The sequence below is a fragment of the Ruegeria sp. AH12 genome (assembly GCF_056541465.1).
This window is the reverse complement of the sequence record NZ_JBQFYL010000001.1, coordinates 424,611-449,059: the sequence shown is the minus strand read 5'-3', so window position 1 is coordinate 449,059 and position 24,449 is coordinate 424,611. Positions and strand designations below refer to the sequence as shown.

General features: G+C 58.4%; 20 protein-coding genes. 12 read left to right on the top strand and 8 right to left on the bottom strand.

The features are described 5' to 3' along the window. The first annotated feature begins 46 nt into the window (after nt 1-46). On the top strand, nt 47-1,873 hold the full coding sequence (locus ACR0EL_RS02315; RefSeq protein ID WP_480497864.1) for an extracellular solute-binding protein: 1,827 nt from the start codon (nt 47-49) through the stop codon (nt 1,871-1,873). Nucleotides 1,874-2,407: 534 nt separating this feature from the next. After that, a complete protein-coding gene (locus tag ACR0EL_RS02310; protein WP_353006984.1) occupies nt 2,408-2,647 on the top strand; it encodes an SPASM domain-containing protein in 240 nt (79 codons plus the stop codon). On the opposite strand, the gene ACR0EL_RS02305 is transcribed toward ACR0EL_RS02310, so the two are convergent. Further along, nucleotides 2,636-3,259 (bottom strand): helix-turn-helix domain-containing protein, encoded by a 624-nt coding sequence (locus ACR0EL_RS02305; protein ID WP_353006982.1) that lies wholly within the window; start codon nt 3,257-3,259, stop codon nt 2,636-2,638. The genes ACR0EL_RS02310 and ACR0EL_RS02305 overlap by 12 nt on opposite strands. A gap of 64 nt (nt 3,260-3,323) precedes the next feature. On the opposite strand from ACR0EL_RS02305, the gene ACR0EL_RS02300 reads away from it, so the two are divergent. The 5 genes from ACR0EL_RS02300 (at nt 3,324) to ACR0EL_RS02280 (ending at nt 9,179) form a co-directional block, all read left to right on the top strand. Beyond that, nucleotides 3,324-4,841 carry a class I adenylate-forming enzyme family protein gene (locus ACR0EL_RS02300; RefSeq protein ID WP_480497862.1) on the top strand — a complete coding sequence of 506 codons (1,518 nt, stop codon included), beginning with the start codon at nt 3,324-3,326 and terminating at the stop codon, nt 4,839-4,841. After that, nucleotides 4,838-5,494, top strand: a complete 657-nt coding sequence (locus ACR0EL_RS02295; RefSeq protein ID WP_480497860.1) for a DsbA family oxidoreductase — start codon at nt 4,838-4,840, stop codon at nt 5,492-5,494. The genes ACR0EL_RS02300 and ACR0EL_RS02295 overlap by 4 nt, the downstream gene beginning before the upstream one ends. 78 nt (nt 5,495-5,572) lie before the next feature. After that, entirely contained in the window at nt 5,573-6,799 is a 1,227-nt protein-coding gene (locus ACR0EL_RS02290; RefSeq protein WP_480497858.1) for a multidrug effflux MFS transporter, read from the top strand. Nucleotides 6,800-6,840: 41 nt separating this feature from the next. Beyond that, nucleotides 6,841-8,505: a tetratricopeptide repeat protein gene (locus ACR0EL_RS02285; protein ID WP_480497856.1), complete on the top strand. Its 1,665-nt coding sequence runs from the start codon at nt 6,841-6,843 to the stop codon at nt 8,503-8,505. Next, nucleotides 8,502-9,179 carry an SH3 domain-containing protein gene (locus ACR0EL_RS02280; protein WP_480497854.1) on the top strand — a complete coding sequence of 226 codons (678 nt, stop codon included), beginning with the start codon at nt 8,502-8,504 and terminating at the stop codon, nt 9,177-9,179. The genes ACR0EL_RS02285 and ACR0EL_RS02280 overlap by 4 nt, the downstream gene beginning before the upstream one ends. On the opposite strand, the gene mfd is transcribed toward ACR0EL_RS02280, so the two are convergent. Both mfd and ACR0EL_RS02270 read right to left on the bottom strand, forming a co-directional pair. After that, nucleotides 9,176-12,631, bottom strand: a complete 3,456-nt coding sequence (gene mfd / locus ACR0EL_RS02275; protein WP_480497852.1) for a transcription-repair coupling factor — start codon at nt 12,629-12,631, stop codon at nt 9,176-9,178. The genes ACR0EL_RS02280 and mfd overlap by 4 nt on opposite strands. A 21-nt stretch (nt 12,632-12,652) precedes the next feature. Then, nucleotides 12,653-13,177 (bottom strand): component of SufBCD complex, encoded by a 525-nt coding sequence (locus ACR0EL_RS02270; protein ID WP_480497850.1) that lies wholly within the window; start codon nt 13,175-13,177, stop codon nt 12,653-12,655. 118 nt (nt 13,178-13,295) lie between these two features. On the opposite strand from ACR0EL_RS02270, the gene hemB reads away from it, so the two are divergent. From hemB to ACR0EL_RS02250, 4 genes are all read left to right on the top strand, one after another. Beyond that, complete coding sequence (hemB, locus tag ACR0EL_RS02265) at nt 13,296-14,294, top strand: porphobilinogen synthase (RefSeq protein ID WP_480497849.1); 999 nt, start codon at nt 13,296-13,298, stop codon at nt 14,292-14,294. Between the two features lie 144 nt (nt 14,295-14,438). Further along, nucleotides 14,439-15,011 carry a lipid-binding SYLF domain-containing protein gene (locus tag ACR0EL_RS02260; RefSeq protein ID WP_480497847.1) on the top strand — a complete coding sequence of 191 codons (573 nt, stop codon included), beginning with the start codon at nt 14,439-14,441 and terminating at the stop codon, nt 15,009-15,011. A gap of 163 nt (nt 15,012-15,174) precedes the next feature. Continuing rightward, the gene (locus ACR0EL_RS02255; protein ID WP_480497844.1) at nt 15,175-17,637 is read left to right on the top strand and encodes a penicillin acylase family protein; all 2,463 of its coding nucleotides are present in this window, start codon (nt 15,175-15,177) and stop codon (nt 17,635-17,637) included. 107 nt (nt 17,638-17,744) lie between these two features. After that, a complete protein-coding gene (locus ACR0EL_RS02250; protein ID WP_480497842.1) occupies nt 17,745-18,146 on the top strand; it encodes an SgcJ/EcaC family oxidoreductase in 402 nt (133 codons plus the stop codon). Here the strand turns inward: ACR0EL_RS02250 and hflX are convergent. The 4 genes from hflX to trkA form a co-directional block, all read right to left on the bottom strand. Then, on the bottom strand, nt 18,143-19,414 hold the full coding sequence (gene hflX / locus ACR0EL_RS02245) for a GTPase HflX (RefSeq protein ID WP_480497840.1): 1,272 nt from the start codon (nt 19,412-19,414) through the stop codon (nt 18,143-18,145). The genes ACR0EL_RS02250 and hflX overlap by 4 nt on opposite strands. Next, nucleotides 19,414-19,653 carry an RNA chaperone Hfq gene (gene hfq / locus ACR0EL_RS02240; protein WP_010440340.1) on the bottom strand — a complete coding sequence of 80 codons (240 nt, stop codon included), beginning with the start codon at nt 19,651-19,653 and terminating at the stop codon, nt 19,414-19,416. The genes hflX and hfq overlap by 1 nt, the downstream gene beginning before the upstream one ends. Nucleotides 19,654-19,783: 130 nt before the next feature. Further along, nucleotides 19,784-21,322, bottom strand: coding sequence for a TrkH family potassium uptake protein (locus tag ACR0EL_RS02235; RefSeq protein ID WP_480497838.1), 1,539 nt, complete (start codon nt 21,320-21,322; stop codon nt 19,784-19,786). Next, the gene (gene trkA, locus ACR0EL_RS02230; RefSeq protein ID WP_480497836.1) at nt 21,322-22,698 is read right to left on the bottom strand and encodes a Trk system potassium transporter TrkA; all 1,377 of its coding nucleotides are present in this window, start codon (nt 22,696-22,698) and stop codon (nt 21,322-21,324) included. The genes ACR0EL_RS02235 and trkA overlap by 1 nt, the downstream gene beginning before the upstream one ends. Before the next feature lie 96 nt (nt 22,699-22,794). Here trkA and ACR0EL_RS02225 point away from each other — a divergent pair, with 96 nt between their 5' ends. Then, nucleotides 22,795-23,274, top strand: coding sequence for a hypothetical protein (locus tag ACR0EL_RS02225; protein WP_480497834.1), 480 nt, complete (start codon nt 22,795-22,797; stop codon nt 23,272-23,274). Here the strand turns inward: ACR0EL_RS02225 and ACR0EL_RS02220 are convergent. Continuing rightward, the gene (locus tag ACR0EL_RS02220) at nt 23,266-24,429 is read right to left on the bottom strand and encodes an MFS transporter (protein WP_480497832.1); all 1,164 of its coding nucleotides are present in this window, start codon (nt 24,427-24,429) and stop codon (nt 23,266-23,268) included. The genes ACR0EL_RS02225 and ACR0EL_RS02220 overlap by 9 nt on opposite strands. Between the last annotated feature and the right edge of the window lie 20 nt (nt 24,430-24,449).

The following is a 24,449-nucleotide window of genomic DNA, read 5'->3' as shown; positions in this document are numbered from 1 at the left end:
ACGATGATACCCAACAAAATAAGGCCAGAGCAGGATTGTTTCCAAAATGAGCCCGGATTTTCTACGCCCTCTTCGTTCACTCGCAGCGGGAATCGCCTGCATTTTGGCCGCCCCTTTGGCCCAAGCAGATTCGTCACATGGCATAGCTATGTATGGCGATCCGGCTCTACCACCGGATTTTGTGTCTCTGCCCTATGCAAATCCAGATGCGCCCAAAGGTGGCAAGGTCGTTTTTGGGAATACGGGCGGCTATAACAGTTTGAACCCGTTTGTGCAAAAAGGCACCTCTCCCTGGCAATTGCGATTTTGGACCCATGAAAGCCTGATGGGCCGGTCCTGGGACGAACCTTTCACTCTTTACGGGCTGTTAGCCGAATCGGTTGAGACGGCGCCGGACCGGTCCTGGGTCGAATTCACGCTTCGGGAAGAGGCTGCGTTCTCCGACGGAACACCGGTCACGGTCGAGGATGTGATCTGGTCGTTCCAGACACTGGGCACCGAAGGTCATCTGCGTTATCGCGGTCTGTGGTCCAAGATCGACAATATAGAAGCAACCGGCCCGCGCACGGTCCGGATTTCGTTCAATGAACCTGATCGCGAATTGGCGCTGATCGCTGGGCTGCGGCCGATCCTCAAAAAGGCTCAGTGGGAGGGCAAGAGCTTTGCCGACGCCCCGCTGCAAGACATCCCGATCGGCACCGGCCCCTACGTGATCGATGACTTTGAGGCGGGCCGATACGTCAACCTGCGCCGAAACCCTGACTATTGGGGCGCAGACATCCCATTCCGCCGCGGTACGATGAACCTGGATGAGATGAGGATCGAGTTTTATGGTGATGGAACAGTCGCTTTCGAAGCGTTCAAGGCCGGTGAGCTATCGGCCGTGCGTGAGTTCAACGCAGACAAGTGGAACACTCAGTATGACTTCCCTGCAGTGCGACGTGGAGACGTTGTAAAAACCGAAATCCCGCATCAAAAACCCTCTGGCATGACTGGTTTTGTCATGAACACTCGCAAAGCTCCATTCGATGATCGGCGCGTGCGCGAGGCCCTGACGCTGGCGTTCAATTTCGAGTTTATCAACGACACCATCACGGGAAGTGCGCAGCCAAGAATAACCTCTTATTTCTCAGGTTCTGAGCTAGGCATGAAGCCGGGCCCAGCCACCGGTCGTGTGGAACAACTGCTGGAAACGTATGCCTCTGATTTAGCGCCGGGCACGCTGGAAGGCTATGAGCTGCCCGAGGGGGATGGCACCGAGCGCAATCGCCGCAGTATTCGCAAAGCGCTGGGCCTGCTGGAAGAGGCTGGCTGGACCATTCAGGATGGTCAACTGCGCAATACTGATGGTATGCCCTTCAAAATAGAACTTGTGATCAGTCAAGGCAGCCTGAACGTGGTACAGGATGTCAGTGTGATCGCAGAAATATATGCGCGTGCTCTGGAACGTCTTGGGATTCAATTGACGGTCACAAAGGTCGATGACGCGCAGTACACCTCTCGTATCGACGCGCAAGACTTTGACATGACCCCCTTCCGCCGTGCGTTGTCCCTGTCTCCGGGTAATGAACAGCGCCTGTATTGGGGCAGCGAAAGCGCCAATACGCCAGGAACGCGCAACCTTATGGGCGTTGTCTCACCGGCTGTGGACGGGATGATCGATGCCATGCTGGCCTCGGAATCCCGCGAGGATTTCGTGGCCGCCACCCGCGCGCTGGACCGGGTTCTGACAGCAGGTCGGTATGTCATTCCGATCTGGAATTTCGATGTTGGCCGTATCGCGCATATCAGGGAACTGAAGTTCCCCGAAACGCTGCCGATCTACGGCGACGGGCCGCAATACATGCCAGAGATCTGGTGGTACGAAGGTTAAGCCCCTTTGCGTCGCACCAAAAGCCTGACAAAGCGAATGGCCTGTTGAACCGAACACTGGATGCGAGGCTCTGATCGCGCCCCAACCCTTTTGCTATCCTGCTTCGGCAATAATCGGCACAGGGTGACATACGCCCCATGTTTAGTGTGGTGATAAACAAAGATCGGCAACATACGTCTCAGACATCTAAATTTGGTAGGTTTCCGACCATAGTCATCAATTCACTTTACTCATCATATTCTAGTGATATAGCCTGAGCGTAGGGAAACACACGATCCGCAGAAAATTAGCTCTTTCATATCAGACACCTAAACAGGCGGGACATTGACCCTGACCTCGTTACATCGGACCGGCTACCACTCACTCACAAACTCAGGTCCAAAGGCCCGTTGCGGACGACCCGCAGCGGGTTTTTCTTTGGCAAACAACCCGCACAACACCTGCGACATTTTGTCATGTCTCACGTTACTGTAACAGCTTCGTACCCTATCGGTGGGGGAGAGCAGTCCAGGTCGGATCACGGGAGGCTCGCACATGTTGAACTGGGCAGAACTTACGAAAGAGCTGGGCGCTACCTATGCCCGCGCAAAACGGCGTTTTCCAAACCTGAGAGATCAGGACATGGACAGCGTCTGGAACAATCGTGAACGGTTCGAGGCCTATCTGGCCGAACGCCATCATCTGACGGTGAATGAAGCCCATGAAGAGGTCGAGGATTTCCTGTTCACCGAACGCCTAAACCACGAACTGGCGCACGCAGCCTTAGCCAAGTGACGTCACCCACAGGATCGTGGCATCTTCGTCGCTGACCGACACGACATTGTGCCCCATGCTGCCATCATAATAGGCACTATCCCCCCGGCGCATTTCAACAGGCTCGTAAAACTCGGTATACAGTCGCACAACACCCGTCAGCACATACAAGAATTCTTCACCATCATGGCGCACCCAGCCGTCAAACTCGTCCATTGACCTCGCGCGCACCCGCGCGCGGTAGGGCAACATCTGCTTCTTGGTCAGCGTCTCTGCCAGCAGCTCATGCTCATAAGTTGCGGTGGCATGGGCCGTGCCATCCCCTACCCGAGTCACTGCCATGCGCCCGATCACCTGATCCCGCTGTGGTGGCGTGAACAGTTGCGGCACCGAAATCTCCAACCCGATGGCCAGCTTTTTCAACGCATCATAGGTGGGCGACATCTGCCCGTTTTCGATCTTGCTGAGGGTCGAGCGCGCCAACCCGGCCTGCGTGGCCGCCTGTTCCAGCGTCCAGTTGCGCGCCTTGCGCAACTCGCGCACGCGCACGCCAAGGTCCAGAGGTTCAACCTCGGCCTCAACGCCGGATTCGCGGGCAATGCGGATTAGGGATTTGGGATCTTGCGTGCTCATGGCCTTTCTATAGGACCAGCCAGCCCTGCTTGCAACGCAGCAGACGCCGCGTTAGCCAGACTGCATGTTATCGATCTTTGATCAGGGGCCACCCGCGCCCTGCCCCATTCCGTTCAATCTGGCCGCCCATGTGCTGCGCCATGCGGATCGCTTGTCAGACAAAACGGCCCTCTCCGTTCTGGGTGCGAACGGCACGGATGACTGGAGCTATAACCGTTTAAACCGCGCCGTCCTGGGAACGGGCACTGGCCTGTTGCGGGCGGGTTTGAAACCCGGTGATATCGCGTTGATGCGGTTGGGAAACACCGTCGATTTCCCAATCTCTTATCTTGGTGCGATCGCGGTGGGGATCGTGCCGGTACCAACCTCGTCGCAACTGACCGAACCGGAAACGGCGCGCATCATTTCCGATCTTTCCCCGTCTGTCATCCTGCGTGATCCATCCGTGGCCTGCGCTACGCATCCGCATCAAATCGACCTTTCGGCACTGCAAGCGATGCGCGACCTGCCCTCTGCCGAGTTTGATCTGGGTGACCCCGAGCGGCTGGCCTATGTGGTTTACACCTCGGGCACATCGGGCAAACCGAGTGCTGTGGCCCACGCCCACCGTGCCATATGGGCACGACAGATGATGATGGATGGCTGGTATGGGTTGACGCAGCAGGATCGCCTGTGCCACGCCGGGGCGTTCAACTGGACCTACACGCTGGGCACGGGGTTGATGGATCCATGGACCATCGGCGCGACGGCTCTGATCCCGGAACCCGGCACCGACCTCGCCGCGCTGCCTGGATTGCTAGGGCGCAGCCGCGCTACGATCTTTGCCGCCGCACCCGGTGTTTTCCGAAAGATGCTGCAAGGCCCGGAACAGATCGATCTGCCCGATCTGCGCCATGGGCTTTGCGCCGGAGAAAAGCTGTCTCCGCAGTTACATAAACGCTGGCAGTCCGCCACTGGCACCGACCTTTTCGAGGCCTATGGAATGTCAGAATGCTCGACCTTCATCTCCTCCAACCCGGCGCATCCCGCACGTGGTGAAGCGCTGGGACAGCCACAACCCGGTCGCCGCGTTGCGATCCTTGGGCCGGAGGGTCCCGTTCCACAAGGACAGGATGGCACCATCGCCATCCATCGATCTGACCCAGGCCTGATGCTGACCTATATCAACGCACCGGATGAGGTCGAGCAGCGTATGCAGGGCGACTGGTTCCTGACCGGCGATCATGGGGCCATGGCCGTCGATGGGCAGATCACCTATCTGGGGCGGGTCGATGATATGATGAATGCAAGCGGCTATCGCGTCTCGCCGGTAGAGGTCGAATCCGTCCTGTCCCGCTATCCCGGCATCACACAGGTCGGGGCCGCAGCGGTTGAAGTCAAACCGGACACATTTGTGATAGCAGCCTTCTATACTGGGCCCCAAAGGCTGGACGAGGACGCTTTGCGCGCCTATGTCCAAGCCAATCTGGCACGCTACAAACAACCGCGCGCCTTCGTTCACCTTCCCGAGTTGCCGACCGGCGGCAACGGCAAACTCCTGCGCCGCGCATTGCCGGCCTATTTCAAGGCGACCTCCGAATGACTCAGACCGTCAAGCTTGATATCCTGTCCGATCCGATCTGCCCGTGGTGCTACATCGGCAAAACCCATCTGGACAAGGCCTTGGCAAAGGTGCCGGACCACCCCTTTGTAATCGAGTGGCACCCGTTCCAACTGAACCCCGATATGCCGGATGCTGGCATGGATCGGCGCGAATATCTGGAACGGAAATTCGGCGGCAAGGACGGTGCGGTGCGCGCCTATGCACCCGTCGTTGAACATGCCGAGAATGCGGGCCTCAGGATCGACTTTGAAGGGATGAAGCGTACGCCGAACACTCTGGACGCACATCGCCTGATCCACTGGGCCGGGATCGAGGGAAAGCAGAACGCCGTTGTCGATGCTCTGTTCGACGCCTATTTCGTTCAGGCCCGCGATATCGGTGACCCGGAGGTTCTGTCTGACATTGCCGACAGTGCAGGTATGGATGCGGCAGTGGTGCTGAAACTGTTGAAATCCGACGCCGACCGCGAAGATATCCGCAACCGCGATACCCATTCACGCGAAATGGGTGTTGGTTCTGTTCCGACCTTCATCGTTGCCAATCAACACGCCGTTCCAGGTGCTCAACCCCCTGAAATGTGGGAGAAAGTGATTGGCGAGATCATGTCTCAAATTGAGGCTTCCTCTGCATAGAAGCACAGAGCTCTGTGCAAAATTCCGGTCTGGCGCAACCTGATCTGCCGTGATAGCGCGAACAGGTAAGGAGCGCCCATGGCCAATCGCATGTCCCGAGGGGAATTCATTGCGCTGATCGCAATGATGTTCTCGACCATCGCCTTTTCAATCGATTCGATGCTGCCCGCCCTGCCCGAGATTGGCGCGCAGCTCAGCCCGGATGATATCAACCGCGCGCAGTTGATCCTGACATCCTTTGTGTTGGGTATGGGGATCGGGACCTTCTTCACTGGACCCCTGTCAGATGCATTTGGGCGCAAGCCGGTGATCTATGGTGGTGTCGTGCTTTATATCGTGGCCTCTGCCGTGGCTTGGGCCAGTTCGTCGCTCGAGCTGGTTCTGGCCGCCCGCGTGGCGCAGGGCCTTGGCGCCGCAGGTCCGCGCGTTGTGGCGATGGCGATCATTCGCGATCTGTATTCCGGTCGGATCATGGCTCGGATCATCTCGATCGCCATGATGATCTTCACGCTGGTCCCAGCCGCCGCCCCGATGCTGGGCGCAGGTGTTATCGCCCTGTCCGGATGGCGCAGCATATTTGCCCTGTTCATTCTGTTCGCGCTGATCGTCTGCATCTGGATGGGCACCCGCCTGCCAGAGTCGCTGCCGGTCGAGAACCGCCGCCCCTTCCGCCTGCCCCTCATGGTTGCCGCCACGAAAGAGATGTTTGCCCATCCCACCGTGCGTCTCTCGATCCTGGTGCAGACCCTCTGCATGGGCATCTTGTTCACCATGTTGACCATGGTGCAGCCTGTTTATGACGTGATCCATGATCGCGCTGACAGCTTTCCGTTCTGGTTTGGCTTTGTGGCTTTGATCTCAGGTTCAGCCAGCCTGCTGAACGCCGCGTTGGTTGTGCGTATCGGAATGCGCCGTATGGTGACCTGGGCTTTGGGTGGTCAGATTCTGATCACGACGCTGGTGATAACGCTGAGCGTCATGCCAATGTCACCCGACGCGTCCTTCGCCTTATTTGTGGCATGGCAGACAACTGTGTTCTTCATGGCTGGGGTGACCATGGGCAATCTCAACGCCATCGCGATGGAGCCGATGGGCCATATTGCGGGCATGGCCGCTTCGGTGATCGGATCGGTCGCCACCGTGCTGGCCGCCGCCATTGCCGCCCCAATCGGGTTGCTGTTCGACGGCTCGATCACGCCTTTGACAATTGGCATTCTGACCATGTGTATCACGGCCTTTGGCTTGATGGTTCACATGGGTCGGATCGAAAACAGATTTCCGCCTGACCCTGTGCAGACAGGTTAAATCGCGTTACCCTGCTTCCAAATTCGGGGGGAGCTTCTGCAATGAGCTATGATTATGATCTGGGCAGCCATACCTGTCCTGTGACCACGTCCTCAACCGAAGCGCAACAATGGTTCGACCGTGGTCTGGTCTGGACCTATGGCTACAATCACACTGAAGCGGTGGCATGTTTCGAAAAGGCTGTCACACATGATCCCAATTGCGCCATGGCCCATTGGGGCGTCGCCTATGCTGCCGGGCCGAACTATAACCTGCCTTGGGATTTGCAGGACGACCGAGGGCGGCAAGAAGCGTTGGCTAAGGCTTACGATGCGACACGGCAAGCCTTAGCGCTGTTGGATGGATGCACCGAAGTTGAAAAGGTGCTGATCCAGGCTCTGCCCACGCGTTACCCGCAACGCGATCCGGTAGAAGATATGCATCGATGGGATTTCGACTTTGCCGACGCCATGCGCGCAGCCTTCGCCACCCAGCCAGAACATCTGGACCTACGCACCATCTACGTCGAATCCCTGCTGAACCTGACCCCCTGGAAAATGTGGGACCTGAGCACCGGCAAACCCGCCGACGGGGCCGCCACACTCGAGGCGCAAGAGGCGCTGGAATGGGCAATGGAGCATGACCCCGCCGCTATGTCCCATCCCGGTCTGCTGCATCTTTACGTTCATCTGATGGAGATGTCCCCAACCCCAGAGAAGGCTCTGAAAGCAGGCGACGTGCTTCGCACGCTGGTCCCCGATGCCGGGCATCTGGTGCATATGCCCACCCATATCGACGTGCTTTGCGGGCACTATCAGAACGTGGTGCACTGGAACGAAAAGGCCTCAATCGCCGACATTAAGTACTATGAGCGGGAAGGTGCGTTCAACATTTACACCGGTTACCGACTGCACAATTATCACTTCGCCATCTATGGCGCGCTGTTTCTGGGACAGATCGAACCTGCGATCCGGGCCAATCAATCCATGTGGGACACTACGCCCGAAGAAATGCTGCGCGTCGAAAGCCCGCCCATGGCGGATTTCTTCGAAAGCTACATGTCGATGGGTCCTCATATCCTGATCCGCTTTGGCCGCTGGGCCGAGGCCAAGGCCCTGGACCTGCCCGAAGACCCCGACCTGTTCCGCACGCTGACGGCAACCACCCATTACGCCCGCGCCATCGCCCATGCCGCAACCGGCGATGTGGCGCAGGCCGAGGCCGAAGAACAGCTGTTCCTCAGCGCCAAAGCCTGCGTGCCCGAGGCGCGCCGGCTGCACAACAACCGCGTCATCGATCTGCTGGAGGTCGCAACCGAGATGCTGCGCGGCGAGATTGAGTACCGCAAAGGCAATTTCGAGATCGCCTTCGCCCATCTGCGCCGCTCGGTCGAGCTGGACGACGCCCTGCCCTATGATGAGCCGTGGGGCTGGATGCAACCCACGCGCCACGCCCTTGGGGCCTTGCTGTTCGAACAGGGCCATGTGGCCGAGGCTGAAGCGGTTTATCGCGAGGACTTGGGTCTGGGCGGCGACCTCAGCCGCGCCTCGATCCACCCGGACAACGTCTGGAGCCTGAAGGGCCTTCATGACTGCCTGAAGGCGCGTGGCGAGTCAGTTGAAATCAAACAGATCAAACAACGGCTTGACCTTGCGCTGGCGCGGGCCGATGGTGCCGTCGGCGCGTCCTGTTTCTGCGCCCAAGCCGCAATGAGAGCTGCTGAATGAAATCACTTATATCTGCGCTGGCTGTCCTTGTTTGCGCACCAGCCTGGGCAGACCGCCAAAGCTTTCCTCCTGTGGATCAGGCTGGCAATGACCCGTCGCTCGCCGCGTTCCGAGATGATCTTCTGACCAAAGTCGTCGCCCGCGATACCGAGGCCGTGATCGCCGCCGCCTGCCCGGATATCTATATCAGCCACGGCACCGAAAGCGGCCCCGAAGCATTTCGCGAAAGCCTGACGGTGCCGCCCGAAACTTTGGAAGAGGAATATCGGGATCAGGCCGACGATATGCGTGCGGAATACTGGTCCGCGCTAGAAAACACCCTGTCCCAACCCGGTTACTTCGACGATCAGGGCGAGTTCTGGATGCCGCATCAATGGCGGATCAGTCTGCCCGCTGCGCTGGACCCGTTTCTAGCCTATTTTGTCACCGGAGACCGGGTCACACTGCGTCGTTCACCGGCGCGAAGCGGGGCCATCGTGGATTTCATCAGCCACGAGGTCGTCCTGATCCCCGACTATCAGGAAGGGGCCGAATACCAACTGGTGCGACTGACCGATGGCACATTCGGCTATATGCACAGCGATTTTCTGTGGTCCATGGTCGGCTACCGGGCCGCTTTTGTGAAATCCGACGCAGGCGACTGGCAGCTTTGCACCTTTGTAACCGGCGACTAGGCTTTCGCCTTTTTCTTCTGGGCCATCAGCTTTTCCGCCAAATCACGGGCAATGGCGAAGGCTCCTTTGATTTTGTCGCTGTCTTTCTTCCAGTCGCGCCGGACCACAATCTTGTTGTCTTTGACCTTGGCCAGACCGCGCTGGTTCTGGATGAATTCAACCAACCCCTCGGGCGAGGCATATTTGTCATTGTGGAACTGGATGGTCGCACCTTTTGGTCCGCCGTCCAGCTTGGCAATCCCGGCCCGTTTGCACATCGCCTTGATCCGCACGACCAGCATCAATGTGTTCACTTCTTTCGGCAATGAACCGAACCGGTCGATCAGTTCAGCTGCAAAGCCTTCCAGTTCTACCTTAGTCGACAGCGAGGACAGACGGCGATAAAGGCCCAACCGCACATCCAGATCGGGCACGTAGTCCTCGGGGATCAGAACCGGGACGCCCAGATTGATCTGCGGGGCCCATTGATCGTCGGCATCCGACAGCCCCTCCATCTCACCCGCTTTGATCTTGGCAATCGCTTCTTCCAACATCGACTGGTAGAGTTCATAGCCCACGTCGCGCATCTGGCCGGATTGTTCTTCGCCCAACAAGTTGCCGGCCCCGCGAATGTCGAGGTCCTGAGAGGCCAGAGTGAACCCCGCCCCAAGCGTATCCAGAGAGCCCAGAACCCGCAGGCGTTTTTCGGCCGTAGCAGTCAGTTTCTGGCGCGGCTTGGTGGTCAGGTAAGCATAGGCGCGGGTTTTTGAGCGCCCAACCCGACCGCGAATTTGATAAAGCTGAGCAAGGCCAAACATATCCGCCCGGTGCACAACCATCGTGTTGGCGGTCGGGATATCCAGTCCGCTTTCCACAATCGTCGTGGCCAGCAGCACGTCATATTTGCCGTCATAAAACGCGTTCATCCGGTCGTCGAGTTCGCCTGCTGCCATCTGTCCATGCGCGACCACATAGGTCAGCTCGGGCAGCTGTTCCTTCAGAAACTCCTCGATCTCGGGCAGGTCGGATATGCGCGGGACCACATAGAAGCTTTGCCCGCCGCGATAGTGCTCACGCAGCAGCGCCTCGCGGATCGTCACTGCGTCAAACTCGCTGACATAGGTGCGGATAGCCAGCCGGTCGATAGGCGGCGTGCCGATGATCGAAAGGTCCCGCACGCCGGTCAGCGACAGTTGTAGCGTCCGCGGGATCGGCGTTGCGGTCAGGGTCAGGACGTGAATATCCGAGCGCAGTTGTTTCAAGCGTTCCTTGTGACCCACACCGAAATGCTGTTCTTCGTCAATGATCAGCAGACCCAGATTATGGAACCGTACCCCCTTTGCCAGCAGCGCATGGGTACCGATCACAATGTCCACTGTCCCACGTGCCATCCCATCGCGGGTTTGTTGCGCTTCCTTCGTTGAGACGAAACGCGATAATTGCCGGACTTCCAAAGGGAAACCCCGGAACCGTTCCTTAAAACTGGCTGCGTGTTGACGCGCCAGCAATGTGGTCGGCGCAACCACCGCCACCTGAACACCAGACATGGCCGCGACAAAGGCCGCGCGCATGGCGACCTCGGTCTTGCCAAATCCCACATCGCCGCAGATCAGGCGATCCATCGGCGCACCAGAGTGCATATCTTCCATGACTTCTGAGATCGCCCGTAGCTGGTCGTCAGTTTCTTGGTATGGGAACCGAGCACTAAACTCGTCCCACGCGTGGGGGGGCGGGTCCATCACCGGAGCCTTGCGCAAGGCACGTTCAGCAGCAATGCGGATCAGCTTATCCGCCATTTCGCGGATGCGCTCTTTCAGTTTGGCCTTCTTGGCCTGCCATGCGCCGCCGCCCAGACGGTCCAGCAGGCCTTCGTCATGGCCGTATTTCGACAGCAGTTCGATGTTTTCAACCGGCAGATACAGCTTTGATTGTTCTGCATATTCCAACAGCAAACATTCGTGAGCCGCACCTGCGGCGGTTACCACCTCCATGCCCATGTAACGGCCAATACCGTGATCGACGTGAACCACCAGATCGCCGGGGGACAGCGATTGGGTTTCGGTCAGGAAGTTCTCAGCCTTGCGCCGTTTCTTGGGCTGACGGATCAGGCGGTCGCCCAGCACATCCTGCTCGGCAATCACGGTCAGGTCAGGGGTTTCGAACCCGTGTTCCAGTGCCCAGACCGCCAGATGCAGCCCACGCTTGCCGACGCGAGTGCCGTTGGTGACCGGGATGGCCTCGGCCAAACCTTCATCCTCGATCAGGCCTGTCAGACGTTCACGCGCACCCTCAGAATAAGACGCGATCAGGACCGGGCCTTTGATAACCTTGTTGGTGATATGGCTGGCCAGAGCGCCAAATAGGCTAATGCTTTCCTGCTGGCGTTCCGGGGCAAAGTTGCGCCCAATCCGACCGCCTGCATCTATGACGCCCGGCCCGCTGGCCTGCGGCAGCGGGCTGAACTGCATCACCCGACGGTCGCCTACGACTTGCTCCCATTCCGCGTCATCCAGATAGAGCAGTCCGGGCGGGGTCGGCTTGTAAACCGTATCCATGCGCGAGCGATTTTCCAGCGCCAGACGGCGGGTTTCATATTGGTCCTCAATCGAGGCCCAACGCGCCAGCCGCGCTGGAGTGACCTGATCGTCCAGCGAGATGGTTGCACCGGGCAGATAGTCGAACAAGGTCTCAAGCTTCTCGTGAAAGAACGGTAGCCAGTGTTCGATGCCCTGATGTTTGCGACCCGCGCTGACGGCTTCATAGAGCGGATCATCCGTACCCGCCGCACCGAATTCGATGCGATAGTTCTGACGGAACCGGGTGATGGCTGCCTCGTCCAGAATGACTTCGGAGACGGGGGCAAGCTCGACCACTTCAAGCTTTTCGGTAGTAAGTTGCGAGACCGGATCAAAGCGGCGCGCGCCGTCCAGAACGTCTCCGAACAGGTCCAATCGGACGGGGCCGGATTCACCCGGCGGGAAGATGTCGATGATGCCGCCACGTATGGCGTAGTCACCAGGTTCCATCACCGTGGGGCTTTGGGTGAACCCCATGCGCACCAGAAACTGTCGCAGTGCATCCTCATCTACCCGGTGGTTCACACGCGCCGTAAACGCAGCCTCGCGCAGCACATCCCGCGCAGGCACCCGTTGCGTCGCGGCATTCAGCGTGGTCAGCAATACGAACCGATCCGGCATCTGGTGGACCAAAGCCGCCAACGTCGCCACCCGGGCCGCTGCTATGTCGGCGTTAGGAGAAACCCGGTCATATGGCAGACAATCCCATCCGGGAAACACCAAGACGGGCAGATCGGGCGCAAAGAAGGCCAATGCGGCGCGCATCGCCTCCATCCGTTTATCATCGCGGGCGACGTGGCAGACTGGAGCCCCAGAACGCGCAATCTCGTTCAGAACAAGCTGCGCATCATACCCTTCCGGGGCGCCGCCGACTGTCACGTGGTTCGGAGCCTTCATCGCCTTGCCTTTCAGATTTTGCTATCCCAGAACGCCAATCGAGAGGTTCTGATACATGCCCCAGAGCGAAGTGACCAGTATTGAGATCATGCCGATGATTTGCGTGTATAAACGGCAGCGCGACAGGGATTTTGCGACCCTGTCCATGGTCAGTTCATGCTGCCGTAAGCGGCGGGCGTGAAAGATGTTAATCAGCGTGACGATGGCCATTGGAAACATCAATAGGAATAGCGCCTGCGCAAACTCGACCCCATAGTAAAAGCCCATCGTCGCCATGCCGGTAAATACAAAGCAAACCAACGCCAACATAATAACCCCGGACATTTCAAGGAAATAGAGCAAACGATTGGTGTTGATCCGCACGATATCCAGCAGGTCAACTTCGACCTGGCCGCCAACCCGACGCGCGCGAACGACCAAATCGTAGGGCACCCCCATCACCCAATGGCTGGCCGTCGACCATATCACTGCAAGGACGATCCAGAACCACAGATTCGAAAAGCTGCGCATGTCGATGAGTTCGAAGATCGAGGTGTACCAGTCCAAACCCAGCCCTTTATTCAAATCCTCAGGGGGTTCTATCGCAGCGGCGCGTTCATTGGTACCCTTGAGCCCTTGGCGAATTCATGCCACCCAATGCGGCAATGTTCAAGGAGCACGCGCCATGAAACCAACCATCGCCCCCTACCCTTTGACCCGCTTTCGTCGGGCGCGGCAATCTGGTGCAATCCGGGCGCTGGTGCGCGAAAGCACGCTGACCACAGATGATCTGATCTGGCCCGTCTTCGTGCGCGATGGTGAAGGGGTCGAAGAACCTGTCCTGTCGATGCCCGGCGTAATGCGCCGTTCGGTCGATCTGATTGCGAAGGCAGCAGTTGAAGCGCAAGGGCTTGGTATCCCTGCGATTTGCATTTTTCCCTATACCGACGCGGCGCTGAAAACCGAAGACTGCGCCGAGGCCTGGAACCCTGACAACCTGTCGAACCGGGCCATCCGCGCTATCAAAGCGGCGGCGCCGGACATTGCAATCATGACCGATGTTGCGCTGGATCCGTACAACATCAACGGCCATGACGGTTATGTGGTGGATGGCGAGATCGTGAATGATCAGACCATTGAGGCACTGGTCAAGATGACCCTTGCGCAGGCAGAGGCCGGGGCCGATATCATCGGACCTTCTGATATGATGGATGGCCGGATCAGAGCGATGCGTACAGCGCTGGAGGACGCAGGCCACCAAAACGTGATGATCCTCAGCTACGCCGCAAAATATGCCAGCGCCTTTTACGGGCCCTTCCGCGATGCGGTGGGCGCTTCCGGTGCGCTGACGGGCGACAAAAAGACCTATCAGATGGACCCGGCAAATTCGAACGAAGCCCTGCGCCTGATCGAACGCGATCTGACCGAAGGGGCCGATATGGTGATGATCAAGCCCGGCATGCCCTATCTTGATATCTGTCGGCGCGTAAAAGACACGTTTGGCGCACCGACCTATGCTTATCAGGTCTCGGGTGAATACGCGATGATCCAGGCGGCAGCGCAAAACGGGTGGATCGATGGAGACAAGGTGATGCTGGAGAGTTTGCTGGCGTTCAAACGCGCCGGATGTGATGGCATCCTGACTTATTTCGCCCCACAAGTCGCGCGCATCATGCAGGGCTAAAACCCCAGTTTGTCGCGGCATTTCGCCGATCTCCGCTGGACAGACCAAAGCTTTCCCGTGACATGACGCGGCAATCGGCGTATTCTTGCACATAAGATCGGGATCACCCGACATATCAGGCACATAATACAAGAGACAGGAAACATGAGCAGTTCCCCAACCCCCCGACTAAGCCGTCGCGGCTTTGCCTTTAGCATGGCCGGTCTGACCGTGACCGCCGCTTGCGGCAACGGAGTAGGCAACTCGAACGCTGCGACGATTGATGCGCGCGTCGATGCAACCTTGACCGAAATGTATAGCCGTTACCCCAACACAGTTGAAATTGCCAACAAAGCCAATGGCTTGCTGGTCATGCCTTTGATCACCGAAGCCGGATTTGTCTTTGGTGGTGGATATGGTCGCGGCGCACTACGTATCAATGATGCATCGGTTGACTACTACTCGGCCGTCAAGGGCACTGCGGGTCTGCAAATCGGGGCCCAGCAATACGCCCATGTGCTGTTCTTCATGACCGAAGACGCGCTGAATGATTTCCGCCGCTCCAGCGGCTGGACCGCCGGGGCCGATGTGGGCTACGTGGTCAGCGATCAGGGTGAATCCCTGTCGACCGACACCACAACGCTGCGTTCACCGGTTTTGGCCGCCGTCTTCGGACAGGCCGGTCTGCAAATCGGTGCCACGGTCGAAGGCACCAAGTACACCCGCATCATTCCCTGAACCAGTTATACCACCCCCCTTGGCCAACCCCGTCGTTGTATTTGCGGCGGGGTTTGTCTTTGTCCGGGTTTGACGCAAGTTCCCGCCGCGTTCCTCTTTCGGTTAAGGGCCCCATCCTTTAGTCTTGACGCAAACAGAAACTGAACGGGTAAGTGGGGCAACTATGGGTCTTGTTTTTCGCTGGCTGGTGCGTATCACCTCAGGCCTGATCCTGCTGGTGCTTGCAGCGATAGGTTTGATCTACTACCTGGCCAGCCAGTCTCTGCCCGACTATGATCAAACCCTTGAAGTAAAAGGGTTATCCTCCCCTGTTGAGATCATACGGGATACCGCAAACGTCCCCCATATTCTGGGGGAAACGGACCCGGATGTGTTCTTTGGCTTGGGCTTTGCCCATGCTCAGGACCGCCTATGGCAAATGACAGTCATGCGCCGCACCGCGCAGGGCCGTTTGTCCGAGATCTTCGGGGCCCGTACCGTGCCCATCGACAAGCTGCTGCGCCGCCTTGATCTGTATGGCTTGGCCCATCGTTCGTTGGATGCCCAGGATGACTATACCAAAGCCGCGTTGCGCGCATATGCGGCAGGCGTCAACGCCCGTCTGAGCCAAATCAACGAAGACGCGCTGGGGCGCGGCGCGCCCGAGATGTTCTTGTTCAACGCTCCGGTGTCGCCCTGGCAACCGGGCGACAGCATTGCCGTAATCAAGCTGATGGGATTGCAGTTATCCGGCCACTTGCAGGACGAAGTTCTCCGCGCCCGCACCTCGTTGATGTTGAACGACCCAGCACGGCTTGCCGACATTTTGCCAGACGTTCCGGGTGCCGGGATTGCAGCTTTGCCGGAATATGCCGATCTGTTCCCGGGCCTGCCCCAATACGCGGCCGGCACAGAGATGCCCGATACGCCTCTGTCGCCCTTTTCAAAACGCGGGCTTGCGGGGGCCTCAAACGCCTGGGCCGCAGCGCCCGCACGTTCAGCCAGCGGTGGCACTTTGCTGGCAAACGATCCGCATCTGGGGTTCACCGCGCCCGGCATCTGGTATCTGGCTCATCTGGGGCTGGAAAACGGTGGCGTAATCGGAGCGACGATCCCTGGCATTCCCGCCGTCATGAGCGGGCGCAGTGATCAGCTCGGTTGGGGCCTCACCTCATCCTATCTGGACGATCAGGACCTGCATATCGAGCAATTGAACCCAGACAACCCGGAAGAATACCTGACGCCCGACGGATACAAGGAATTCCGCACCCGCCCGTCGATCATTGAAATCAAAGACGAGGCGCCAATCACCCTGACCCTGCGCTGGACCGAGAATGGTCCTGTGCTGCCCGGCAGCCACTACGATCTTGAAACCGTGACGCCACCGGGCCACGTCGTTTCCCTGTCGTGGACGGCGCTGAGCCCCAACGACACTTCGATGACCGCGTCGATGGGTCTGATGAACGCGAACTCGGTATCAGAGGCCATCGAAACTGCCGAACTGTTTATCTCACCCTCGCAAAACCTGTCACTGGTTGATACGGACACCATTGGTATGAAGCTGATCGGCGCAATGCCCCAGCGCGATCTGCGCAATCAAAGCAAGGGTCGCATCCCTACACCTGGTTGGATCGAGGCCAACCGATGGCAAGGCCGCCTGCCTTACGCCAATAACCCGGAATTTGTGTCTCCGGTCGGCGGGCTGTTGGGCAACACCAACAACAAGATCATCGACCGGCCCTTTCCCAACCATGTCTCATACGAATGGGGCGATACCCAGCGCGTCCATCGTTGGGAACGTCTGATGCAATCGCGCGAGGTTCACACCCGCGACAGCTTTATCGAAGCGCAGCTGGACACGGTCAGCTTCACAGCGCGGTCTCTACTGCCGCTGATCGGGGCTGATCTGTGGTTTACCGGCGAATCCGCGCCCGAGGGGACACCGGAACGTCAGCGCCAGATCGCCCTGTCTCTGTTGGCCGACTGGAATGGTGAGATGAATGAACATCTGCCCGAACCGCTGATCTATGCCGCCTGGCTGCGCGCGCTGCAAATCCGTTTAATCGCAGATGAACTTGGCCCGCTGGCCAGTGAATACAAACATGTGCAGCCTTTGTTCATCGAACGCGTTTACCGCGATATCGATGGTGCCTCTGTCTGGTGTGATGTGCGCCAAAGTGCGCCGGTTGAAACCTGCACCGACATGGCGCGACTGGCGCTGGATGATGCGTTGATCTGGATCGCCGAGAACTATGGCCGCGCGCTGGAAACGCTGCGCTGGGGCGATGCCCATCAGGCAACCCATGACCATCCGGTTTTGGGAGAGGTCCCGGTGCTGCGCTATTTCGTGAACATCCGCCAATCGACCAGCGGAGGGGACAATACATTGCTGCGCGGTCGCACCTCAGGCGAAGGGCCTGATCCGTTCCAGAACGTGCACGGCGCAGGCTATCGCGGCGTCTATGACTTCGCTGATCCCGACAGTTCGGTCTTTATCACTTCGACCGGGCAATCCGGGCATTTCCTGTCACGCTACTACGATGATCAGGCACAGCTTTGGCGGCGCGGTGAATATATCCCGATGTCGCTGGATATCGATCTGGCCCGCGCCGCCGCCGTTGGCGTTACAAATTTAGTCCCGCAATAATCCGCCCATTCGGCGACTCCCCGCCCTGTTTGGCGGGGCGTGATGGAACGATTGGGCAATTTCCCCTACCATCCCGACACCGATCTTCTGGGACCAAGGGGGCAATCATGGCCAGCATTCGGGACGTCCTGAACAACCTCGCGCGCGACTATGCCATCGCCTGGAGTTCCGGCGACGCTGCGACCGTCGCCGCTTATTTCGCGGCGGATTGCCAGATGGTGATCAACGGCGGCGAACCTTTGGAAGGCCAGGATGCGATTTCTGCTATGGCGCGAGACCTGTTTGCCGAGATCCCTGATCTTGACCTGAGATGCGATATGCTGCGATGGGCCGGGCCCCGAGCCCTGTTCGTCTGGACGCTTGAAGGCAAACATACAGAAACGGGCAATGCGGTCGTGACCCGCGGGTGGGAAGAATGGGAGCTGGATTCAAGCCACAAGATACGGTCCTCAAACTGGTGGTTTGATCTGGCTGAGTATCAACGACAAGTTGGTCGAGACGGAACTTAAAGCCCTGCGTATTGCGCGGCCTGCTTCTCGGTCCACAAGACGGTGATTTCAAACCCGTCTTCAGTTTGCTCTTCAGATCGAACCACATCCTGACGGAACAGCCAGGCGCGCTTGTCGCCTTCGGAAAAGCCCAAAGACAGCGTGATCTGATGGCGCACCCCTTGCAGTTTCCGCGCGATCTCTGCCAGCAACGGGTCGACCCCTTCGCCGGTCACAGCCGAAATCGCAAAGATCGTCGGATCACGCTCGGCCCGGGCCAGTGTAGCCTCTTTCTCGTCAGCCTCCAGTAGGTCGGTCTTGTTCCAGACCTCCAGCATCGGGCGTTCATCATCTACACCCAGCGCGGTTAGAATCGCCTGCACGTCTTCGGCCTGCGCTTCCGAGTCTTCATGGCTGATATCGCGCACATGGACAATCAGATCGGCGGCCAGAACCTCTTCCAATGTGGCGCGGAAGGCGGCGACCAGCTCGGTCGGCAGGTTCGAAATAAAACCCACAGTGTCCGACAGGATCACCTCAGGCCCATCCGGCAGAACAACCCGTCGCATGGTCGGGTCCAGCGTGGCGAACAGCATGTCCTTGGCCATCACCTCAGCACCAGTCAGGCGGTTAAACAGCGTGGATTTACCCGCGTTGGTATATCCCACCAGCGCCACAATCGGATACGGCACTTTGGCCCGTGCCGCGCGGTGCAAGGTTCGGGTTTTGACCACTTTCTGCAATTGGCGGCGCAGCCGGACCAGTTGTTCATCAATGGCGCGACGGTCCGCTTCGATCTGAGTTTCACCAGGACCACCGACAAAACCCAAGCCGCCCCGTTGCCGCTCCAGGTGGGTCCACGCCCGGACAAGTCTCGTACGCTGATAGCTGAGCGCCGCCATCTCGACCTGCAACACGCCCTCGCGGGTGCGAGCGCGATCGCTGAATATCTCCAGGATCAAACCGGTCCGGTCGAGTATTTTAACCTTCCACGCCTTTTCCAGATTGCGCTGCTGAACCGGGGTCACCGGACCATCGATCAGCACCAGCTCGACTTCAGCATCATGCAGCCGTTCGGCCAGTTCCTCGATTTTGCCGCTGCCGAACAGCAGCCCAGGTTGGGCGCGTTGCAGGCGCACGACTTCGGACCCGATCACATCCAGATCGGGCAATGCGGCAGCCAGTGCCACCGCCTCTTCCAGCGCTGGTTCGGGAACGCGGCGCTGTTCATCTGATTTGATTTCAGGATGCAGCACCCAGGCCCGGGTGCGCGCCCTCTCATGTTCCATCAAGAGGCGTCTTCGCCCTCATACAGGCTGATCGGCTGCGATGGCATGATCGTCGAAATCGCGTGTTTGTATACCAACTGCGACTGTCCGTCGCGGCGCAACAATACGCAGAAATTGTCGAACCAGGTGATCACACCCTGCAATTTTACACCATTGATCAGGAAAATCGTGACCGGGACCTTTGCTTTCCGTACATTGTTCAGGAACGCGTCCTGAAGATTCTGTCTGTCCGAAGCCATATTTTATTAACTCGCCGTTGTTCTTGCTACGCGCTGCGGACCAACGCGCTCCCTCCGGGGGAGTATGGAGTGCTGCGCACAGATATTCCAGATTAAAAATCAGGCAGTAACGCCGCAACCGCTCATTGGCTTAATCCCGCCAGAGCGACGGGGTGATTAGGGCGATGATGGCCAAAGCCTCCAACCGACCAATTACCATTGCGGCGCACAGCGTCAGTTTCGCCCCTGCCGATAGATCGATCAGGCGGATCGGCACGTCGGTCGCCAGTTCGATCAACGGCCCGGTTGTACTCAGCGCGGCCACGCTGAGAATCATGGCCTGTTCAAATCCCGCCCCCATTGCGGCAAGCAACAGGTTGAAGACCGCCAGCGTCAGGGCAAACAGCATCAGGAAGATCCACGCAATAAAGGCGCCGTCACTCTGGATCCGCCGATTGCCGCCATCGGCGCCGCTGACCGATGAGGGATGTATCAGGCGGTCAATCTCGCGCGCGCCATTCAGGTACAGCGCAAAAACCCGCAACAGTTTGACCCCACCGGCCGTTGTAGCCACGCCGCCACCAACCAGCGCCAAACCCATTAGGATCAAGCCTGGTGTCCCCAGACCTGAAATTTGCTGTGCATCATTCCAATTGGCACTTTCGAACCCGGCGGTTGTGAGGAACGACAAGCCTGTAAAAAGCATACCCCATAGGACATGAAGAGCTTGCAAGGGCTGCATCTGGCCCCCGATCTCATTCACACCGGCCCAGACGCGACCAAATAGTAAAACGGCAACCCCAAGTACGATCATCAGGCCAATCCTGAATTCCGGGTCCTTGTCCAAGCGCGAAAAGCCGCTTGTCGCTGTGTCAGTCGAGAAAGTCAGCCGGGACAAAGCGAAGAACAGGAACAAAAACAGGATCGCCTCACCCGTTAAACCGGCCTGTGCGCCTTCAAGCCCGCCCACAGGAGAGATACCAGAAGTCGCCATAATCGACATAGCATGGCAGATGGCGGTCAGTTCCCGCTCTCCGGCGATCAACAACAGCACGCAGATTACAGCGGTCAGCCCGGCATAGATCGGCGTCAGGGTCATGGTCACTCGGATCAGACGACCGCGCGGATCAATCTTCTCACTTTGCGCCACGCCCGAGACCGGGCGTCCGGGTTGGCCCTGCGCCGTGACTTCGAACCCGCCCAACGACAAGGGTGCCAGGATCGCAGCAGCAGAAACCCACATCAGCAAACCGCCCATCCACCCCACAAGCGCGCGCCAAAGGTGCAGCGGAGCACTCAGGCGATCCGGATTTGGAAACAAATCGGCTCCGGTCGTCGTCAGCGCGCTCACCATATCGAAATAGGCGTTCAGAAAGGTGGTGTTGCCAAGCGCGTCGTGAAACGGGATCGCCAGAAAGATCGGGAGGATCGTGAAACATCCCAATAGTACCGCCAACTGGCCCAATGTACCACGCCGCGGCACTCGGTTGGACGCCGCCAGTGCGATAGTCGCCACGAGAAACAGACCCAAGAGACCTGAATAGAAAAAAGACCGGGACGTGTCGTGGTCGTCCAGCACCAATGCAAAGATCGCGGGTATCCACATCGAAACCGAAACGCACCCCCAGATCAGCAGAAACAGCGGCAACCGCCGCAATACCCCAACCCGTTGTGGTCTAACGCGCGCCATCAGAAGAAATCGATCGAGACCTGCATCAGCCGTTCCACCTCGGGCACATCCTTGGCCATGGCAAAGATGGCAACCACATCCTTTTCGTCGATCCGCAGGCTGCCAGTGGGTCGCAACAATTCATCGCCTTTGCGAACTGCCCCAACAAGAACGCCTTCGGGGAAATCGATATCACGCAGTTTCTGCCCGGCCATGGGCGAGGTCGATAGAACCTCGGCCTCGATCACCTCGGCCTCGGCATCGCCGATGGAATAGACCTGCCGCACCCGGCCATGGCGAATATGGCGCAGGATCGAGCTGACGGTTGTCGCGCGCGGATTAATATAGGCATCAATACCAAGCGGGCCCATCAACGCCACCATCGACGGATCGTTGATCAGCGCAATCGCCAAGGCACATCCCTCGGCCTTGGCGCGTACAGCCGCCAGCATGTTGGTGCGATCGTCATCCGTGACGGCCAACATCGCATCGGCGCGGTCAATCCCAGCCTCTCTCAGCAGGTTCGAATCCAGCCCGTCACCATTCAGAACAATCGTACGCTCCAGCGCCTCGGCAGCTTTTTCGGCACAGTGGCGATCACGTTCGATAATCTTCGCCCGAACGCGACCTTCACGCTCTTCTAAGGTATGTGCGACTTCCAGACCAACATTACCCCCGCCAACGATCACCACCCGATCCTGACGTTTCTGCGACTTGCCGAACACCTCCATCGTACGATCCACGTCTTGTACGCTGGCAAAGACATAGCACTCGTCGCCAACAAAAAGCTGATCCTCGGATTCCGGAGCGAATAATGTTCCTTCGCGTCGAACACCCACAACGATCGAACTCAGGGTCGAGAACAAATCCGTCAGCTGGCGCAGGGGTGTGTTGACAATCGGGCAATCCTCTTCGATGCGGATGCCCAACAACTGTGCCTTACCATCTATGAACATCTCGGTGTCAAAGGCCGACGGGGCAGACAGGCGACGCATCGCAGCGGCAGCCACCTCGCGTTCAGGGCTGATCACAACATCGATGGGCAGGTGATCGCGGCGGTAGAGGTCGGAATGGATCGCTTCGAGATAGGATTTCGACCGCAACCGCGCGATCTTGCGCTGGATGGCAAAAACCGAATGGGCCATCTGACAGGTGACCATGTTCACCTCGTCCGAGTGGGTCGCGGCGATGATCATATCGGCATCACGGGCCCCTGCCCGCTCCAGCACATCAGGATAGCTGGCGAAACCTGCGATACCCTGAACATCCAGTGTCTCGGTCGCGCGGCGCACCAGATCAGGATTGTTATCCACCACGGTCACGTCGTTCAATTCGCCCGAAAGATGCCGTGCGATCTGCCAGCCAACCTGACCCGCACCGCAAATGATGACCTTCATGTTTCTGGCCCTTCTGCCTGAAATCTTTGAATGACAGATGCCCCCGATACGGTCAATTGAATTGTCATCCTCACCTGTGTGGGGCAAGATAAGCATATGAAAACGCTTGGGCCCCTTCTGATTTCACTGATGGCGCTGTCCGCCTGTGGACCGCTGTCACTGTATTATCAAGAAGGTGAGAGCGTCTCGCGCATGCAGACCGAGACCACGCAATGTCAGGTTCAGGCGCTCAAGGATGCGCCGGTTGCAAATCAGGTCCGGCAAGGGCCGCCAACCTACTGGCCGGGCAGAACATATTGCGATGGGCGTGGGTCCTGCTATCGCTCGCCCGGCTGGTGGGAGCCCGGTCAGATCTACACGGTCGACGTGAACAAGAACCTGCGCAACAAGGTCGAGGCGCAGTGCATGGCCCAAAAGGGCTATCGCCCGGTCAGTCTGCCGCCCTGCAAACGGGCTGTGAAATCAGGTGTTCCCATGCAGCGCACCACGACACTACCACCGCTGACAACACAATCCTGTTTCGTCAAATTCGATGACGGCTCATTCCAGATCATTTCGCCCGGTCAATCAGGCTGATCCTGTTTGAGCGGCCCGCCTTCGGGCCAGCGCCCAATGCGCCAAGATGGCAAGGGCGTAAATAGCGATCACACTGATCAGCATCCCAGCCTCATCGACCCGCCACAGAACCGCCAGCAAAACCGGGGTGCCCAGCAAATTGCCCGCATTGCCCATCTGCGCCATCGCTCCGTAGCCGAGTGCCTGAGTTTCAGCGGTTTGATTCAGGATCGGAACAGCCGCAAAGCTACCGCCTTGCACAAGGCCCAACACCGCAAACAGTGCGATACAGGTCAACTCCAACGGCAGGCCAGCAAAAACGCCCAAGATAGACAGGATCGCAAGCGCGAACCCCAGGTTAACCACCGCAACACCGGACATCACGCTCAGCAAGACCGGCACTGCCACCAGACTCAGCGCAATCCCGGCCAGCGGCATCAGACCCGCAACAGTCGCGCTGGTGTCATCCGGCAAGCGCCCCGGCAGGATCGCCAGCAGTGAAACGAACGTCAGGGTGTAAAAAAACCAGCCTATGGCCGGCGCCGATACGAAGGGAGAGCGATAGGTGCGCAGATGCACTGCCCAAAGCTCTCGCCAAAGCCACGGTGCGGGCTCGGCCGCCTGTATGTCCTTTAGCTGAAGGATCGGGATCAATGCCGCGATCGCGATCATCAGGATGCCATGCAAAGCAAAGTAGACGGACAGGCCATAGATTTCGACCAAGGGCAGCCCAAGCCACGCATTCAGAGCAAAGGCCACGCCGAAGAAGGTGCTCCACAAAACCATGGCCATGTTGCGCGCTTTGCCGGTTGTGATCTGCGCAATCAAGGTTGGTGCGGCCACAACAATTGCCAGATGGGACAGGCCCTCGGCAAATCGGCTGGCGAGCATGATCTGAAACCCCGGCCCCGTCGCCTGAAAGATTGAAAGTGCACCACCAAGCACAAGGCCGAATATCAAAAGTTTGATCGGCCCCACGCGGCCCACGATTGACCCGGATACGGCGCCAAGAACAGCTCCAAGCAGGCTGATGATCGACAGCAGCCAACCCATCGTTTCGGCGTGATCGGGGTAGAGTTGTAGAACCTCTGGGAATGGCACCGCAATCTTGGCAAACTGCGTCGCCGCGCCCAACCCGGCCAACCAAAGCAAGAGAACCTGAAAAAGCTGCGTCATAAGGCGCTTCTACAGCGCCC